Source organism: Lysobacter sp. Soil_N_23, assembly GCF_057656135.1.
Genome location: NZ_JBDGKY010000022.1, coordinates 1 through 16,788, shown reverse-complemented (window position 1 = coordinate 16,788; position 16,788 = coordinate 1). Strand labels below are relative to the sequence as shown.

At 66.2% G+C, this 16,788-nt stretch carries 11 protein-coding genes; 4 read left to right on the top strand and 7 right to left on the bottom strand.

From position 1 onward, the window contains the following. Positions 1 to 73 precede the first annotated feature (73 nt). Positions 74 to 2,914: a M16 family metallopeptidase gene (locus tag AC3A3X_RS14835; protein ID WP_487583796.1), complete on the bottom strand. Its 2,841-nt coding sequence runs from the start codon at positions 2,912 to 2,914 to the stop codon at positions 74 to 76. 198 nt (positions 2,915 to 3,112) lie between these two features. On the opposite strand from AC3A3X_RS14835, the gene AC3A3X_RS14830 reads away from it, so the two are divergent. Then, positions 3,113 to 3,823, top strand: coding sequence for an SDR family oxidoreductase (locus AC3A3X_RS14830; protein WP_487583795.1), 711 nt, complete (start codon positions 3,113 to 3,115; stop codon positions 3,821 to 3,823). 108 nt (positions 3,824 to 3,931) lie between these two features. Further along, positions 3,932 to 4,411: a tRNA (cytidine(34)-2'-O)-methyltransferase gene (locus tag AC3A3X_RS14825; protein ID WP_487583794.1), complete on the top strand. Its 480-nt coding sequence runs from the start codon at positions 3,932 to 3,934 to the stop codon at positions 4,409 to 4,411. Positions 4,412 to 4,458: 47 nt separating this feature from the next. Here AC3A3X_RS14825 and AC3A3X_RS14820 read toward each other — a convergent pair whose 3' ends face one another. The 6 genes from AC3A3X_RS14820 to AC3A3X_RS14795 form a co-directional block, all read right to left on the bottom strand. Continuing rightward, positions 4,459 to 5,469 (bottom strand): fimbrial protein, encoded by a 1,011-nt coding sequence (locus AC3A3X_RS14820; protein WP_487583793.1) that lies wholly within the window; start codon positions 5,467 to 5,469, stop codon positions 4,459 to 4,461. Between the two features lie 58 nt (positions 5,470 to 5,527). After that, positions 5,528 to 8,104: a fimbria/pilus outer membrane usher protein gene (locus AC3A3X_RS14815; RefSeq protein WP_487583792.1), complete on the bottom strand. Its 2,577-nt coding sequence runs from the start codon at positions 8,102 to 8,104 to the stop codon at positions 5,528 to 5,530. A 101-nt stretch (positions 8,105 to 8,205) separates the two neighbouring features. Next, the gene (locus AC3A3X_RS14810; RefSeq protein ID WP_487583791.1) at positions 8,206 to 8,988 is read right to left on the bottom strand and encodes a fimbria/pilus periplasmic chaperone; all 783 of its coding nucleotides are present in this window, start codon (positions 8,986 to 8,988) and stop codon (positions 8,206 to 8,208) included. A 62-nt stretch (positions 8,989 to 9,050) separates the two neighbouring features. Beyond that, the gene (locus tag AC3A3X_RS14805; protein ID WP_487583790.1) at positions 9,051 to 9,602 is read right to left on the bottom strand and encodes a fimbrial protein; all 552 of its coding nucleotides are present in this window, start codon (positions 9,600 to 9,602) and stop codon (positions 9,051 to 9,053) included. Between the two features lie 26 nt (positions 9,603 to 9,628). Beyond that, on the bottom strand, positions 9,629 to 10,186 hold the full coding sequence (locus tag AC3A3X_RS14800) for a fimbrial protein (protein WP_487583789.1): 558 nt from the start codon (positions 10,184 to 10,186) through the stop codon (positions 9,629 to 9,631). 367 nt (positions 10,187 to 10,553) lie between these two features. Further along, complete coding sequence (locus AC3A3X_RS14795) at positions 10,554 to 11,186, bottom strand: response regulator (protein ID WP_487583788.1); 633 nt, start codon at positions 11,184 to 11,186, stop codon at positions 10,554 to 10,556. A 191-nt stretch (positions 11,187 to 11,377) separates the two neighbouring features. Between AC3A3X_RS14795 and AC3A3X_RS14790 the strand changes: the two genes are divergently transcribed. Both AC3A3X_RS14790 and AC3A3X_RS14785 read left to right on the top strand, forming a co-directional pair. Beyond that, complete coding sequence (locus AC3A3X_RS14790) at positions 11,378 to 15,706, top strand: transporter substrate-binding domain-containing protein (protein ID WP_487583787.1); 4,329 nt, start codon at positions 11,378 to 11,380, stop codon at positions 15,704 to 15,706. Positions 15,707 to 15,914: 208 nt separating this feature from the next. Next, the gene (locus AC3A3X_RS14785; RefSeq protein ID WP_487583786.1) at positions 15,915 to 16,529 is read left to right on the top strand and encodes an outer membrane beta-barrel protein; all 615 of its coding nucleotides are present in this window, start codon (positions 15,915 to 15,917) and stop codon (positions 16,527 to 16,529) included. Positions 16,530 to 16,788: the final 259 nt, after the last annotated feature.

Genomic DNA, 16,788 nt, shown 5'->3' with positions numbered 1-16,788 from the left:
GCAGCCGATGCGCCTTTCGCGAGCAAGCTCGCTCCTACCAGAAACCCCTCCCGGGGGGAGGGGTTGGCGGCGGCTATTTCGCCTGGCCGTCCGCGTCCAGGACCTGCACTTCGCCGAGCTTCAACGCACGCACCGGCTGTTCGATCTGCTTGAGATCGCCCACTACCACCCAGGTCAGCGCATCCGGATCGATCGTCGCCGCGGCCGCCTTGACCTGCTCCGGCGTCAGCGCCTCGATTTCGGCCTTGCGCTTGAACACGTAGTCGTCCGGACGGTCGTAGCGGACGATCGCGCTGATCGCGCCGAGCACCGCAGAAGCGGTTTCGAACGAACCTGGCAGGCCGCGGATCTCGGTGGCCTGGATCTTCGCCACCTCTTCGGCGGTCGGCGGCTTCTGCCCGCTGGCATAGAGGCTGATCTCGCGCTGCAGTTCCTTGAGCGAGTCGGCGGTCTTGTCGATCTGCACCGGGGCGAAGGCCATCCACGGGCGCTGGCCGAGCGAGTTGGCCGAGAAGCTGTAGGCGCCGTAGGCCCAGTGCTTGTTCTCGCGCAGGTTCATGTTCAAGCGCGAGGAGAACTCACCGCCCAGCACGGAATTGGCGATGTCGAAGCGGACCGAACTGGGGTCCTTGGTCGAGGGCACGACTTCACCAGCAAAGATGTTGGCCTGCACCGCACCCGGCTGATCGATCAGGAACACGCGCGGCGCCTTCGGCCTGGCCACTTCGCCGATCGTCGGCTTGGCCGGTGCCTGGCCGGTGCCCTTCCAGTCGCCCAGGTGCTTGTCGAGCAGCGGCACGATTTCCTTGAGCGTGGTGTCGCCGACGACGATCAGCGTGGCGTCCTGCGGGCGCACCCAGGCCTGGTGGAAGGCGACCAGGTCGTCGCGGGTCAGCGAGGAGATCGACTCCTCGGTGCCGCTGCCGCTGAACGGCATCGCATAGGGATGGCCTTCGCCGTACAGCAGCGGCGGCAGCACGCGCAGCGCGGCGCCGTTCGGGCGCGCCTTCTCCTGCTTGATGCCGGCCACCCAGGTCGCCTTGACCCGGTCGATCTCCTTCTGGTCGAAGCGCGGCGCGCGCAGCATCTGCGAGAACAGGTCGATCGACGGCACCAGGTTCTCCTTCAGCGCCGACAGGTAGACCTTGCCGCCGTCGAGCGAGGCGCCGGCGCCCATGCTGGCACCGAGCGATTCGACGCGGTCGCCGAAGGCCAGCGAATCGAGCTTGCCCGCGCCCTCGTCGAGCATGCCCATGGTGAAGCTCGAGGTGCCGAGCTTGCGCCCCTCGTCGGCGCTGAACCCGCCGAGGAACTCGTAGCTCATCTGCACGACCGGGATGTCATGGCGCTCGGCCAGGATCACACGCGTGCCGTTCTTCAGCATCGCGCGCTGCAGCGAGGGGAACTTCAGGTCGGGGAACTGGCTGGTCACCGGCACGCCCTTGCTGCGGTCGACCGTGCTCGGCGTGGTGGCGTACTTCGGGTCCACCGGCGGCAGCGTCAGCGGCGCCGGCGTCACCGACGGGTCCTCGGCGATCGCGGTGCGTTCGCCCGGCACTACCAGCAGCGTATGACTGCCCTTGCTCAGCCATTTGTTGCCGATCGCCTTGAGGTCTTTGGGAGTAGCGGTCTCGATCACCTTGAGGCTGTCGCGGAAGCAGCCCGGGTTGCCGGTGTAGACAGTGCATTCGGCCAGGGCGTCGGCCTTGCCGCCGAAGCCGCCGATGCGCTCGATGCCGCGCACGAAGCCGGCCTTGAACACGGTCCGGGCCTGCTCGACCTCGATCTTGCCCGGGCCGTCCTTGAGCAGGCGCTTGATCTCCTCGTCGATGACCGCCTCGACCTTGGCCGGATCGACACCCTCCTTCACGTCGGCGGTGATCAGGAAGCTCGAGCTCAGCTGCGAGCCATAGGCCGAGGCGGAAACACTGTCGACCAGCTTGTCCTCGTGCAGCAGGCGGCGGTCCAGGCGCGAGGACTTGCTGCCGCCGAGCACCTGCGCCAGCAGTTGCAGCTGGTCGATGTCGGTGGTGCCGGTCTGGGCGACGTTCCAGACGCGATAGATGCGCGACTGCGGCACCTTGTCGGTCATGGTGGCGCGGGTCGACTTCTCCAGCGGCGCGACGTCGACCTTCGGCTGGGCCATGGTCGGCGTGGCCGGGATGTTGCCGAAGTACTGCGTGACCTTTTCCTTCGCGGTAGCCAGGTCGATGTCGCCGGCGAGCACCAGTACGGCGTTGTTCGGGCCGTACCAGGTGCGGAACCAGCCCTTCACGTCCTCGAGCGAGGCCGAGTTGAGGTCGGCCATCGAGCCGATCGTGCTGTGGTGGTAGGGATGCGTCCTGGGATACATCGCCTTGCCCAGTTCGTCCCAGACCTGGCCATAGGGTTGGTTCTCGCCCTGGCGCTTTTCGTTCTGGACGACGCCGCGCTGCTCGTCGAGCGTGGCCTGGTCGATCGCGCCGAGCAGGTGGCCCATGCGGTCGGACTCCATCCACAGCGCCATGTCGAGGGCAGTGGTGGGCACGTTCTGGAAGTAGTTGGTGCGGTCGGAGTTGGTGGTGCCGTTCTGGTCGGTGGTGCCGACCAGCTCGAAGGGTTCGAAGAATTCGCCGCGATGGTTCTCCGAGCCGTTGAACATCAGGTGCTCGAACAGATGGGCGAAACCGGTGCGGCCGGCCGGCTCGTCCTTGCTGCCGACGTGGTACCAGATGTTGACCGCGACGATCGGCGCCTTGCGATCGGTGTGCACGACCACGCGCAGGCCGTTGGGCAACGTGAACTCCTCGTACGCGATGTCCACGGTCGCCTTGGGCGCGGCCTGCACGGACGACGGTGCGAAGCCGGTGCCGGTGACGGCCGTGGCCAGGGCGACGGCGAGAACCGCGGCGCGCGGTCGGAAGATGGCGGTCATGGAGCACTCCTGATTGGGTGACGCCCGGACTCCCTTGTCCGGGTGGAACCCTCATCCTAGGCCACCGGCGAAGGCAGGCAACAGGCCAAAAGTCCCAGTGGCCGGGTATCGACCCGGCATCGACCCATCATTGGGCCAACGCGGCACACTGTCGGCCCGGGCCATACACTGGCGCCTTCGTCGCCAGGGATGACCACAATGAGTGATTCCCCGCTTCCCCGTCGCTGCCTGGTCACCGGCGCCAACCGCGGCCTGGGTCTGGAGTTCGTTCGCCAGCTGCTCGCCCGCGGCGACCGCGTGATCGCCACCAGCCGCCACCCGGGGCGCGCGCATGCCCTGAACCAGCTGGCCGGACAGAACCCGGGACGCCTGCATGTGTTGCCTCTGGACGTGGCCGAGCCAAAAACGCACGCCGAACTCGCCCGCGAGCTCCCGCTGGTCACCGACGGCATCGACCTGCTGATCAACAACGCCGGCGTGCTGCATTCGGGCGAGCGCTTTGGCCACGTCGCCGCGACGCAGCTCGACGACAGCCTGCGCACGAATGCGGCCGGGCCGTTCCTGCTGACCCAGGCGCTGGCGCCGCACCTGGCCGAAGCTGCCAAAGTCGCCAACCTGTCATCGATCCTGGGCTCGATCGCCTCGGTCGACGGCTTCCACACGCCGACCTATGCGATCTCCAAGGCGGCACAGAACATGGCGACGGTGCTGCTGGCCCAGGCCCTGCGCGAACGTGGCATCACTGTGATTGCCCTGCATCCGGGCTGGGTGCAGACCGACATGGGCGGCAGCGGCGCACAGGTGACGCCGGCGGACTCGGCGCGCGGGCTGCTGGGCGTGATCGACTCCGTGGGGCTGGCCGACAGCGGGCGCTTCATCGACTGGCAGGGCAATGCGTTGCCGTGGTGACCGCCCGCATGCATGTAGGAGCGAGCTTGCTCGCGACCTGAAGCACCGATCGCGAGCAAGCTCGCTCCTACAATCGCGTCATTCAGTACGCAGCAATCCACACCCGCCATGTTCGACGTCATCCTTTACCAGCCCGAGATTCCTCCCAACACCGGCAACGTGATCCGCCTGTGCGCCAACACCGGCGCGCGGCTGCACCTGGTCCGGCCGCTCGGATTCGACCTGGAGGATCGCCAGCTCAAGCGCGCCGGCCTCGACTACCACGAGTACGCCACGCTGCAGGTGCATGACGACCTCGATGCGGCATTGGCGGCCATCGCCCAGGCCAACGGCGTGCCGCCGCGGTTGTTCGCCCTGAGCACGCGCGGCACCACGCGCTTCGATGGCCCGGCCTATGGCGCGGGCGACGTATTCCTGTTCGGCCCGGAGACACGCGGCCTGCCGGCCGACGTGCTCGAGCGCGTGCCGGCAACGCAACGCCTGCGCCTGCCCATGCGCCCGGACAACCGCAGCCTCAACCTGTCCAATGCGGTGGCAGTGGTGGTGTTCGAAGCGTGGCGCCAGCATGGATTCATGGGCGGCCAGTGAGCTCAGCGCTTGCGTGGCACTCGCCTCGCAGCAACCCTTTGTTCCCCCTAAGGGTAAGACAGGGTGAAGGTTGCAATTGCGTTCACGGTTCCTGGCGAGATGCTGGGGCTGTTTTGTATGTACTGGACTTCCAGCGGAATGTTCACCTGTCCAGCCGATGCCGAGCTCGCAGGTCTGATGGCCGTGCCGCTACCAGGCGATCCGCTTGACGAAAAGACAACCGGTTGCCTCGCCGAGAGCAACTGCAGCGCGACGCCCGAGGCGGTTGAATCTGGAGTAAGCGAAAGGCGGTCAGTCCCGTTGGCGGGATTGGTGCTGTCGCTCAGGACCACGGTCGGCGCCGCATTCGCTTCGCATGACAGGCCAAGGTTGAAAGGGGTCCGCGCGGACGTGGCGTTGAGGCCGTTGAGAGACGATCGCGACACCGTGGGCAAACGGACTTGCGTCGAGGGCACCGCAGCGGTGCAGGTTGGAATTGCCGCAACAATGTAGGAGACGGTCAGTATGCTTCCGGCGCTTGACTGGTTCGCGTGCTGGTAATCCGGTACATGAATGTCGAACGGAATCGAGCCGGGACCTGACACGACAAGGGGCGAAGTTTTGACCAGCTCGATGGTCCCGACAAGCGTGGCCCCCGTTGGAGTCGCGGGCGCGATGTCGAAGTACCAGTCTGAGCCTGTCAGCCGACCCGTCTGAGCAACCCCTGATGCGTTCCTCACTCGAAACCCGATGCCGGAGGCTCCCGAGCCGACCGCGAAGACGTCCGGACTGGAAGTGGCAGTCGCGTTGGCCCCACGAGCCGAGAAGACCCACCTGGGGTTGGCAGGCAAGTCGGGGTTCGTGCAGGTCACCGGGACCGAGAATCCGACCGAGGCGCCGGGAATGGCCTGTCCGACAGCCAGATTGGAAAGCACGCGAACGTTTGGCAGGTTCAATGTCATCGGCAACGGTGCTGTGCATTCGACGTATCTGGCAAATGACGGCAGCGCATGGCCCATCAGTGCCAGCGACAGAAGGGATAAGGCGATCAAGCGACGCGTTTTCATCGGGGAGGCCATGACGGGTTTCCAGGCGTGCGACGGTGAGGCGGCAAGATGGCAATGCGAGCAGTGACCTTCATTGGCATTTCGCATCTACCGACGTGTAACCCATCTTCGTGTTGACGCTCTTGGGCAGCGCATAGCGGAGCTTGCAGGTCTCATCCACGGCCGGCCCCCAGCGCACGGTCAGCTCGCCTTCGTCGGATCCGAGGTTTCGCGCGATGACCTTGCCGGCCTGCGCAACGGTGCCGACGCTGATGCCCTTGCCGTCCAGCACGTCAGCGCCAAACGGCAACGGCTGGCCGTTCGGACGGGTGGTGCGCAGGATCGCCGCGCGCCCGGCGCTGGTGGTGCCAAAGCGGACCAGCGTGATCGCGCCCGAAGTTGGTACCGTCTGCTCCTGCGTCGAGTCGAGCTGGACATTCAGCGGCAGGCCGGCCGGATCGATGTCGATCGAGCTGCGGGTGAATGGCGACAGGTTCGAGACCACGGCGTGGCCCCAGCGGTCGACCCGCAGTCCGCTGCCGTTGGACACGATCGCGCCCTTGGCGCCCTTCGCCTCCACTATCGCCACGGTGTCGCCGAGCGTTGGCGTGAACGTCACGCCGTCCGAGTACGCGACGATGCCGCCGGAAACGCCGGCACTGACCTGGCTGTAGTTGTTGGACCTGCTGGCGCCGCCGGTAAGCGTCGCGCTGGGCAGGGCGTAGGACGCATTCGCGCCGTAGCTGGTCGTGCTGGCCGCACCGCCACCCTGGCTGCGGCTGGCATTGAGGCCGTAGGTGAACTGGCTGTCACGTCCGAGCGTGCCGGAAACCAGTTCCTGGACGGTGGTCGCACCCGACGACTCGCGCTGCAGGTTGGTCTGCGAGTACGGCGCGCGCGGGGACGATCCCAGCGGGATACCCACGGTGAACATCACCCGGTTGTCCCACTCGCCACGGCTCAGGTCGAACTGACGCGAAGCGGAAACACCGAAGTTGATGCGCTTGTAGGTGTTGTTGTAACCGAGCTGGTACTGGGTGTCGGTCTGGCGACGGTTCCAGTAGTCCTGGCGCGAGCCGGTCAGGTAGAACGTGCCCCAGCCGCGGGGCAATGCCTGGTTGACCGTCAGCTGCAGGCGGCCACGCTCGCGGTCCGGTGCCGGCAGCAGATCGTCGGGGGCGCGGGACTTGAGCGCCACTGCATCTTCCAGATCCAGGAACCCTTCGCTGGAGTAGCGGTATGCCGCCAGCGTCAGGTTGGTATTGGTCGGCGCAACCAGCTTGCTATAGCTGAGCCTGACGCTTTGGCCGCGGCGGTCCGGCTCGTGATCGAGCTTCGCGCTGGACTGGGTGATGTCGAAACCGACTGCACCGAACCGTGTGTTGAGCGCGGTACCGACGGCGACGGCCTGGTAGTCCTTGGTCAGCGTCGCGCCGCCGTAGGCGGTGACGCGGTTGCTGAGGCCGCGCTGGTAGGTGGCCTGTACGAGTTCCGGCTCACTGTCGACCGTGGGATGCCGGTACAGGCCCGCGGTGAGGCTGTAACGACCGATGCCTGGCCGCAGCGCATTCACCGCCGCGGAGTACGGCACCTTGGAGACGCTGACGCGGCCGTCGGCTTCGGTGACCACCACTTCCAGATCGCCACCGTACCCGCTCGGGTACAGGTCATTGATCTCGAACGCGCCGGGAGCAACGTTGGTTTCGTACAGGATGCTGCCACCCTGGCGAACCTGCACGCGTGCATTGCTGTTGGCGATGCCGTGGATCGTCGGCGCGTAGCCACGCTGCGATTCCGGGTACATCCGGTCATCGCTGGCCAGCTGCACGCCGCGGAAGCCGAAGCTGTCGAAGAGGGTGCCATCGGTGTAGGCATCACCGATGGTCAGCTGGCTCCTGATCGGAATGAGCGAGCGCTGTGCGTAGGTCTGCACACCGTCGTAGTGGCCGCCATTGATGTCGTTGTAGCTGAGGTTGCCGATGTGACGCAGCCGCCACGGCCCGATGTTGGCACCGGCGTTGATGCCGACATAACCCTGCGTGATCGCGTTGCCCTGCGATTGGGCGCGATAGGCGTTGGCGTTGTACTGCAGGCGGAAGGCGTTGATGCCTTCATCCCAGAACCTGGGATCGACATAGCCCCGGGCGTGCCGGTCGAGCGCGGCTTGCGGAATGCTGACGTCCAGGCGCTGCTCGCCGTTGTCGAACACGGCCGATGCACCCTCGATCACGCTCGGCAAGGTGACGCAGGTGTTCGCGGCGCCGCTCTCCAGACGCGCCACGCTTTCCGGCGTGAGCTTGGCCATGTCGATGCCAAGGCGGCCGACCAGCTCCAGGTCGAAGCACGGCTGGACGTCGTCGCCGCCAGGCGTCAGCGCGCGCAGCGTGACCTCGGCCTTGCCCAGGACCTGCTGGTTTACCTGCAGGTCCGCCAGATAGGTGCCCGGCAGCGCCGCATTGCCGCGGGCGAAGCGGCTCAGGTCGACGCTGGCGCCGCCGCCCTCGAATGCGTGCAGGAAGGCTTCGTTGAACTCGACCAGGCTGCCCGACTCATCCGGGTTCGGACCGCCCGTCCATGCGTTTGCGCCGCCACTTGTCAGCAGCGCCGCGACGGCCAGGCTGATCGGCCGAGTGCGTGGATGCTGGCGATTGCGGTAGTGCTTGCGCATGCTTGTGATTCGACCGGGCAAGCCGCGTCCCTGCCGAGGAACACGGCATCGACGGGAAGTTCATTGGATGCGGGCCGCAGCTCGGCACCGCCGTGGATGGGTCAGGGCGTGAGGCCCCTGGAAGCCCCCTGGCCGTTCAGTGCGGCCTCGCCATCGATCGGTCCGCCGTAGTCATTGATGGCGTGGTAGATGACCTTTGCGCTGGAGGCCGTTGGCACGTCCCCCTGCAAAGTGAATGCCCTCGTTTCGCCCGGGGCGACCATGCCTCCGTCGGTGAAGCGCGCGGTTCTGCCGCCTCCGCTCACGTCAACCGATGCGAACGACACGAAGAAGGGCGTCGGGTTGTGTGCCTGGATGGCATCGCGACCGGCGTCCTTGACCAGGCTCCAGCGTATCTGCGCGGGAGCCGCCGCCGCGTCGCCGGCCTTCAGCGATGACGGTCGGAAAAAGAGCTTGATGCGGGTACGAAATGCCATCTGCAGCAGGTTCGTTTCGGCGGCACCCGCGCCGGGCTTGGGTGGCACTTCCAGCAGGTTGAACCAGAACACCGATTCCTTGTCCTGCGCCATCGCCTCGCCCGTGTAGATGATCCGCACGGCCTGGCCCTTGCCCGGGTCGATCCGTGCGACCGGCGGCGTCACGGTGAAGGGAACATCGATGGTCGAAGGCGCCGCGTCGGGATCACCGCGGTCGAGCCAGATCTGCGTCAGGGCCGGTGTCTGCCCGTCATTGGTCAGCTTGACCGTCACCTCCCGCTCCTGCGCCGGATAGACGACGCGCGTCCCGGCGATCACCACCGAGGCATCGGCGTTCGACGCACACAGGCCGCCGGCTGCGAGCAGGCACGTCGCCGCGAGTGTCCTGAAGTCCTTCATTGCGTTCATGGGTTCATTGGCATCCGCAAGTGGACGGAGGAGCACCCTCCTCCGTCAGCCCGGGCCACAACTCAGTTGTAGGCCATGGAGTAGGTGACACTCGAGGTCACCGCGCCGACTGCGAGCGGCGTCGCGGAAATGCGGTGATACCGGGCGATGTAGTTGAGCGTCGCCGCGCCGCTGGCGATGGTGCCGGGCGCGGAGTTCTGCGATGCATCGGCGGCGCCGACGGCGATCACCGAGCGGTCCTCGTTGAGCAGTTGGATGCGCAGGCCTGCAGAGGAGCCGGCGCCGCTGGTGAGCAGCTCGCCGCTCGCCGCATCCACGTTGGGACCCGACTCGAAGCGCGTGCGGACCGTGCCGGTGGCCGGCGTGCAGGACGTCAGTGCAATCTGGAACGCCGTTTCGCTCGAGGTCGCACCCACGGTGGACAGGTTCGACTGCGACGCGGCCGGCAGCGTCACACTGACGTTACGGTTGCCGTCCGCGGCGGTGCCGTTGATCGAGCAGGTCTGGGTGGTGAGCTCACCGGTGAAGTTGATGGTGCCGTCGGAGGCGAACGCCGACTGCGAAACCAGCGCGATGGCGCTGATCGTCATTGCCTTGAAGAGAATGCTTTTCATGTCTACATCCAATGAAGTGGTGCGGGTCAGTTGTAGACCAGCGAGTAGGTCACGCTCGAGGCAATGACGCCCGTACCCAGGGCCGGCGAAGCGGCTGCGCGCTTGTAGCGGGCGAAGTAGTTCAGGGTCACCGCACCACCGGCAGGAATGGTCTTGGCCGTCGAGTTCTGCGAGGCGTCCGGCGCGCCGATGTTGATGACACCGCGGGTCTCGTTGAGCAGCTGGACATGCAGGCTGGCCGTACCGCCGGCACCGCTGGTCAGCAGTTCGCCGGTCGCGGCATCGACGTTGGCGCCGGATTCAAAGCGCGTGGCCACCGTGCCCGATGCCGGGGTGCAGCCGGTCAACGCGATGGAAAACGGCGTCTCGCCTGCGACCGAGTTGAGCACTGCCAGGCTCGATTGCGGCGTCTTGGGCAGGGCCACGGAGATGTTGCGGTTGCCGTCGGCTGCGGCGCCGTTGATCGAACAGGTCTGACTGGTGATCGAGCCGGTGAAGTTGATGGTGCCGTCCGAGGCAAACGCCGACTGCGAGGCCAACGCAATCGCGGTGAGCGCGAAGGTGCTGAGGATCTTGGTGTTCATACGGGTCCAGATTGGAGAAGGTCAGGGTTGTCGGCGTGTCTGCGGGTGGTCGTTTTATTAACCACAGGCCCGGGCATGTCAGTGACCCCGCCTGCTGCAGAACGGCGCAAGGTTAGGCACGCGCCCCTACGGGGGGTATGAGAATCGTCCTATTTTCCCGGCGAGGCGCCGATGGCTGCGCGAATCGCTGACGCTTGGCGTCTATCTGTCGACGGTGCGTTTGCCGAATTGGCAACCAGCACCGTTCTTGTGCGCATCTTTAGCCGATGTGCAGGCCTGGCCGCGTCGTTGCGACGCGCAAACGCCCGGCAAGGACGATTACCGGGTGATGATGGTGGCGACGCAGTGCGGCGCCGCCGCAGTCCAATCAGGCAAGCAAGCCGTGCTCACGGGCGTAGGCGTAGACCTCGAGGTCGGTCTTGAGGCCGAGTTTGGACATTCCGTCCATTTTTTGCCGGCTTACGGTCTTGATGCTGCGATCGAGCTGCTCGGCGATCTGCGACACCGTCAGCCCCGAAACAAACAGTCCGAGCACCTCGGCTTCGCGCGGCGACAAGGGCAGCTTGGTGGAATCGTGCCCTTCCATCTGCTCCAGCTGATGACCGCCGCTGGCGCTGACGTAATCGCGGCCGTGGGAAACGGCCTGGATCGCCAGCGGCAGCTCCGACAAGGCGTCGGACTTGTTGAGCAGGCCGCGCACGCCAGTGGCGAGGATCGAACTGAGCACACCGGGATTGTTCATCATCGTCAGGACGACGATCGGCAGCTGCGGCCATTGCCCGCGAAGGGCATCAAGCATCGCCAGGCCGTCGGCCAGCTGGCCGCCGGGCATGCTGAAATCCGTTAGCAGCACATCGCATTCATGGTCTGCCAGCGCCGTGAAAAGCTCATCGGTGCTGCCGGCCTCGGCGACTACCTGCAGGTTGTTGCGCTCCAACAAGGCCCGAACACCGCTGCGGACTATCGGATGGTCGTCGGCCAGAATTATGCGTAGCGTCATGGCTTCGTTGCGGCCTGTTCAGGCTTGGATCATCGCTTGCACGATCCCCATCTGCAACTCGGCAATCACAATTGAGACGATTCTGATGGAGGCGCGGGCTCTCGGTCACTAGCGTGGTTCCTTCAGGGGTCCATTCAGTGCAATCGGTCATGCCATTCCGAGTTGGAACCCTCTGCCTGACGAGGGCGACGATGTTCGCCGCGTTGCTGCTCGCCGCATTCATCGCGCTGTTCAGCGTGGCGCTTCCGGTCGGAGCGCAGCAAGGTGACGTGGCGACGCTGGATGCCGAAGAAGCGCAATGGCGCAGGGACCACCCGGTGGTGCGGGTGGGCGTGTTCGCTGGCGACCACCTGCCCGCCGAAACCTGGGTCGCCGGCCACCCGGAAGGGTTGGGGCCCGATTACGCGCGACTGCTCGCGGCAAAGGTCGGTCTGCGCCTGTCGTTCGACCCTTTCACCGACTGGGAGACGGTTTCCTGGCCGGCCGCTTCGCAGACTCCGCGCTACGACCTGCTGCTCGGACAGCCGGACACGCCGGCGCGGCGCGGACACCTGGAATTTCTTCGTCCCTACCTGAAGGGCTACATCATGCTGGTGGCGCGTCGCGGCGACACGCGCATCCGTGGCGAATCCGACCTGGTACGGGCGCGGATCGTGGTGGAGCGACGCTACCTCGAATCGGCCGGCCTGGTGGTGAAGCGTTTTCCGCAGGCGATCATCCTGTATGCGCAGGACGGCCGCGAAGCGTTGCGCATGGTCGCCGACGGCGAGGCCGATGCCTACGTCGGCAACACCGAGTACCGCACGCGCACGCTGCTGCACCAGCGCACCGTCGATGACCTGGTGCTGCTCGGCGCGCTGGACATGCCGCCGCTGCAGGTGAGCCTTGCCGTGCCCGCCCGCGAGACGATGCTGATCCGTCTGCTGCGCAAGGCCGAAGCCACCGTCAAGCCGGAAGAGATGCAAAGCCTGCAGGAACGCTGGGGCGTTGACATGCTGCCATCGACGACCGCACCGGCCGGCGTCCTGACCAACCGCGAGCGCCGGGTTCTCGAACGACTGCCCGTGCTTCGGCTCGGCTACGAGACCAACCGGCCGCCGTACTCGTTCGTCAATGTCAACGGCGAGTTCGACGGAATGGCGGCCGACTACGTCGAGGCGGTGCGCAAGGTGCTCGGGTTGCGGCTCGAACTGGTGCCAGCCAGGGACTGGACCGACCTGCAGCGGATGGTCCACGCCGGCGAGATCGACCTGGTCGCCGCGGCCATGGCCGACGACTTCGGCGGCGACGACCTGGTGTTCAGCAGGCCGTACGAGCGCTTCCCGGAAGTCATCGTCGCCCGCGTCCATGGGCCCACCGTGGCCGGCCCGGAAGACCTTCGCGGACGGCGCGTCGCCGCACGCGCGGAAGCGGGCCTGATGGCGCGCCTGAAGATCGTGCTCGACCAGAGCAGGCTGGTGCCGGTGGGCAGCAACGAAGACGGCCTGGCCCAGGTCGCTGACGGCAAGGCCGACGCCTTCGTGGGCACGTTCCCGGCAATCGATGCGTTGATTCGCGACCGTTACGCGGCGCGCCTGCAGATGGTCGGGCCGACCGGACTCGATCACGAGCTGTCGTTCGGTGTACGCCGTTCGCACGCGGCATTGCTGCCGCTGATCAACAACACACTGGCGGGGATCAACGAGCAGGAGAAGCAGGCGATCCGTGCGCGCTGGTTGAGCAACGAGTACCGCTTCGGTGCGCCATGGGGCTGGGTGCTCGGCATTGTCCTGGGCGGCTGCGTCATCGTCGGGTTGATGGCCGTTGCGCACCTGAGCATGCGCCGCCAGGTGCGTGCGCGCACCGCTGCCGAACGCAAGCTCGCAGACCAGCTGCAGTTCCAGGAGCGATTGCTCAACAACATTCACTACCCGGTGTTCGTGAAGGACACCCAGGGCCGTTACCTGGCGGTCAATCTGGCCTACACGCTGCGATACGGCGTCGAGGAGGGCGATCTGGTCGGGCGCACGCTGCTGGAGACCCGGCACCTGCCGCAGATCGAGACCGAGGCCATGCACGATTTCGAGATGTCGGTGTTCACGACCGGCCAGCAGTTGAGCAAGGAGCTTCGCACCGAGGCGCCCGACGGCGGCGAGCGCCATGAGCTGCTGTGGATCCAGATGTTCGAGCTCGGCAACGGCGAGCCGGCCGGGTTGCTCGGCACGGCGGTGGACATCACCGAGATCCGCGTTGCCGAAGCGCGGGCGCGGGCGTCGGAGCTGCGCCTGGCGCAGATCGCGCGGACCCTGCCTTCGGCGGTGTTCGAGTTGCGGGTGTGGCCCGATGGCAGGCGCGAATTCACCTATGCCGACGGCGACACCCTGTCCACCATCGGCATCACGCCCGAGGAGATGATGGCCGACGAGGCGCTGGCCTTCTCGCACGTGTATGTGGACGACCGCCAACTGGTCGCCGACAACGTCGCCGCCGCTGCGGCCGCGATGCAGCCGATGCCGCAGTTCGACGTGCGCCTGCACTCGGTGCAGGGCCTGCGCTGGGTCCGCACCGCGGGCGGTCCGCCACGGCACGGCCCTGATGGCTCTGTGGACTGGAGCGGTTACTGGATCGACGTCACCGACAGCCACGAGCAGGCCCAGGCGCTGGCCCGGGCCAATGCCGAAGCCAAGGCGGCAGTCGCGGCGAAGGCGGCGTTCATGGCGATGATGAGCCACGAGATCCGCACGCCGATGGCGGGCGTGCTGGGGCTGGTCGAGCTGCTGGCACAGACGCAGACCGATCGCGAGCAGGCACAGATGCTGGCGATGGCGCAGGACTCGGCGCGCACGTTGTTGCAGCTTCTCGACGACATTCTCGATTTCTCCCGGATCGACTCCGGCCGCCTCGCGCTGGAGAAGGCGCCCTTCGACCTGCGCTCACTCGTCGACGGCGTGATCGGCCTGTTCACCGCCAAGGCACACGAAAAAGACCTGCGACTGTATTGCGTGCTCGACTGGCGCCTTGCGGCGGAGTTCGCCGGCGACGCGGTGCGCGTGCGCCAGATCATCACCAACCTGCTCAGCAATGCGGTCAAGTTCACCCACCAGGGCCAGGTCGAGCTGCGAATCGAACTCGTCGAGGAACGCTCTACCGAGGGAGTCGATCTGCAGAAGCTCTCCATCACCGTCACCGATACCGGCATCGGCATTTCCGGCGAGCAGTTCCTGCGGCTGTTCCGGCCTTTCACCCAGGCCGAGTCTTCGACGAGCCGTCGCTTCGGCGGCTCCGGCCTGGGCCTGATCATCTGCCAGCGCCTGGCCTGCCTGATGGGCGGGACAGTGCAGTTGGAGAGCACGCCAGGGGTGGGCACGCGCGCCATCTTCGAGCTGAGCCTGCCGGTGGTGGCAAAACTGCAGCCCTTGCCGGAGTTCGCCGGCAAGCCCGCGGTGCTGTGCACGCAGGACCCGATGTTCGCACTGGAACTGGCCAACGCACTGTCGTCGATGGGCTTCAGCGTCGTCGAGATCGAGGTTTCAGACTTGCCGACGCTGGACTGCGATCGCACCGAACTGCTCCTGGTCGATCGCCGCCTGGTGGAGGCGGGGCAGCGACCGTCGCGGCGCTGCCTGTTGCTGGACGACGCCGCCAACCATCGGCTGCCGGCCGAGCGTGGTCAGGCGACGGACACGGTCGTGCACGGCAACCCGTTGCTCTGGCGCTCGCTGCGCGATGCCTGCCGCGCGGTGTTCGAGCAGACCACGCCGGTCGAAGCCGAACGAGATTCGCCACGACACGCGCTGCGGGCCGCGCGCATCCTGGTTGCCGAGGACCACCCGGTCAACCGGGCTGTGATCTCGCGGCAACTGGCCCACCTGGGCTTGGAGTGCGTGCTGGCCGGCGATGGCGAGCAGGCATTGGCGGCGCTCACCGGCGGCGATTTCGATCTGCTGATCACCGATTGCGACATGCCGAAGATGGACGGTTACACGCTGGCCCGGCGGATCCGCGCGGATGAGGCCGGCCAAGTGCGGCGGCTGCCGATCATCGCGCTGTCGGCCAGCGCGCTGCCCAGCGACGTGCAGCGGTGCAGCGATGCCGGCATGGACGGGTTCCTGGCAAAGCCGATGACGCTGATGGAGCTCGAGACGATGCTCGCCCGGCACCTGCCTTCCGGGTCAGCGACTGCGCCGGCCATGACGGCGCCGGTGCTTGCCGACCCGATGACGTTCCTGACGCAATCGCTCGGCAGCGCCGAGGATGCGCAGCGCCTGCTGCACGAACTGCTCTCGACCTGCCGCGATGACATGCGTGAGTTCGACCTGGCGCTCGCATCCGGCGACACACGCGTGCAGCACAAGTTGCTGCACCGGATGCGGGGCGCGCTGGCGTTGTTGCGCGACATGCCGCCGGCAAACACCGACGAGGAAATTGTCATCCCGCTGGTGCGGCAGCGCGATGAGCTGCTGATGCGGCTCGACAGGCTCGACAGGTTGCTGCGTGCATCGGACGCGATTCCGGTCGATGCGAAAGACGCCTGCGACTAGGCCTGGACTCCACGGGCAGACCTGGATCCGCGCGAGCGTGACCACCGCGTTGCGTGGTTAGTTCCTGCACGGCCGAGTTTAGTATTCAGGTTAAATTTCGGTTACGTCAGGATACTGTCGCCACCGGTGCCGGAAAACGTTTCCCCCGAATGACTCTGATGTCGAGAGTGCGGCGCCGGATCCAAAACCATAACGAGGCTGAGACCTTATGAAGCGTTCCCTGCTTGCCGCCCTGACCCTGCTCGCTGCCGCCCCGCTCGCCGCTTCGGCTGCCGAAGGCGTGTCGTACACCTACGTCGAGGCCGGCTACGCCGCCACTTCGGCCGACAACAACGGCCTCGATTCCGATGGCTGGGCGATCAACGGTTCGGCCGCCATCGCGCCGAACTTCCACATCTTCGGCGGCTACAGCGGCCAGAAGACCGACGACTTCAACACCGCACTCGGCCGCGTCGACGGCATCGACGTCGACCAGTGGAATGTTGGTGTCGGCTACAACCATGAACTCAACTCGCAGGTCGACCTGCTGACCCGCGTCGGCTACCAGAAGGCCGAAACCGATGGTTACTCGGTCGGCGGCCTCAACTTCGGCGGCAACGATGCCGACGGCTGGAACGTCGAAGCCGGCGTGCGCGCCGGGCTGACGCCGAACATCGAAGGCTACGCGCTGGCCGGTTACGAGGACTACGAACGCGTAGACGGCGAGTTCTACGGCCGTGTCGGCGCCCAGGTGAAGTTCAACCAGACCTGGGGCGTCAACGGTGAGGTCAAGTTCGTCGACGGCTACACCTCGTACTTCGTCGGTCCGCGCATGAGCTTCTAATCGGCACCCGTCATCCTCCCGCGCTGCCGGAGGGTGCGAAGCACCAGATTGTGTTTCATCGCGATGGCTCTCTCTCCCCCACGTCGCGATCTGGAAGCCCGGCCACCAAGCCGGGCTTCTTTTTTTGCTTCGCCTTCCCGTTGCGTGACGGTTGGCGTCTTGCGTGAAGGTCGGCGTTGCTCGTCGTCCCGAACGCAGTGAGCAACTGTGTTTCTCGTCAAGCGGTTTGTTCGCGATGGGCGTTCCAGCGGACACCGTC

Bases quoted from the DNA above. Each gene is read 5' to 3' on its own strand.
- AC3A3X_RS14835 (WP_487583796.1), bottom strand. From the start codon at position 2,914: ATGACCGCCATCTTCCGACCGCGCGCCGCGGTTCTCGCCGTCGCCCTG.
- AC3A3X_RS14830 (WP_487583795.1), top strand. From the start codon at position 3,113: ATGAGTGATTCCCCGCTTCCCCGTCGCTGCCTGGTCACCGGCGCCAAC.
- AC3A3X_RS14825 (WP_487583794.1), top strand. From the start codon at position 3,932: ATGTTCGACGTCATCCTTTACCAGCCCGAGATTCCTCCCAACACCGGC.
- AC3A3X_RS14820 (WP_487583793.1), bottom strand. From the start codon at position 5,469: ATGGCCTCCCCGATGAAAACGCGTCGCTTGATCGCCTTATCCCTTCTG.
- AC3A3X_RS14815 (WP_487583792.1), bottom strand. From the start codon at position 8,104: ATGCGCAAGCACTACCGCAATCGCCAGCATCCACGCACTCGGCCGATC.
- AC3A3X_RS14810 (WP_487583791.1), bottom strand. From the start codon at position 8,988: ATGAACGCAATGAAGGACTTCAGGACACTCGCGGCGACGTGCCTGCTC.
- AC3A3X_RS14805 (WP_487583790.1), bottom strand. From the start codon at position 9,602: ATGAAAAGCATTCTCTTCAAGGCAATGACGATCAGCGCCATCGCGCTG.
- AC3A3X_RS14800 (WP_487583789.1), bottom strand. From the start codon at position 10,186: ATGAACACCAAGATCCTCAGCACCTTCGCGCTCACCGCGATTGCGTTG.
- AC3A3X_RS14795 (WP_487583788.1), bottom strand. From the start codon at position 11,186: ATGACGCTACGCATAATTCTGGCCGACGACCATCCGATAGTCCGCAGC.
- AC3A3X_RS14790 (WP_487583787.1), top strand. From the start codon at position 11,378: ATGTTCGCCGCGTTGCTGCTCGCCGCATTCATCGCGCTGTTCAGCGTG.
- AC3A3X_RS14785 (WP_487583786.1), top strand. From the start codon at position 15,915: ATGAAGCGTTCCCTGCTTGCCGCCCTGACCCTGCTCGCTGCCGCCCCG.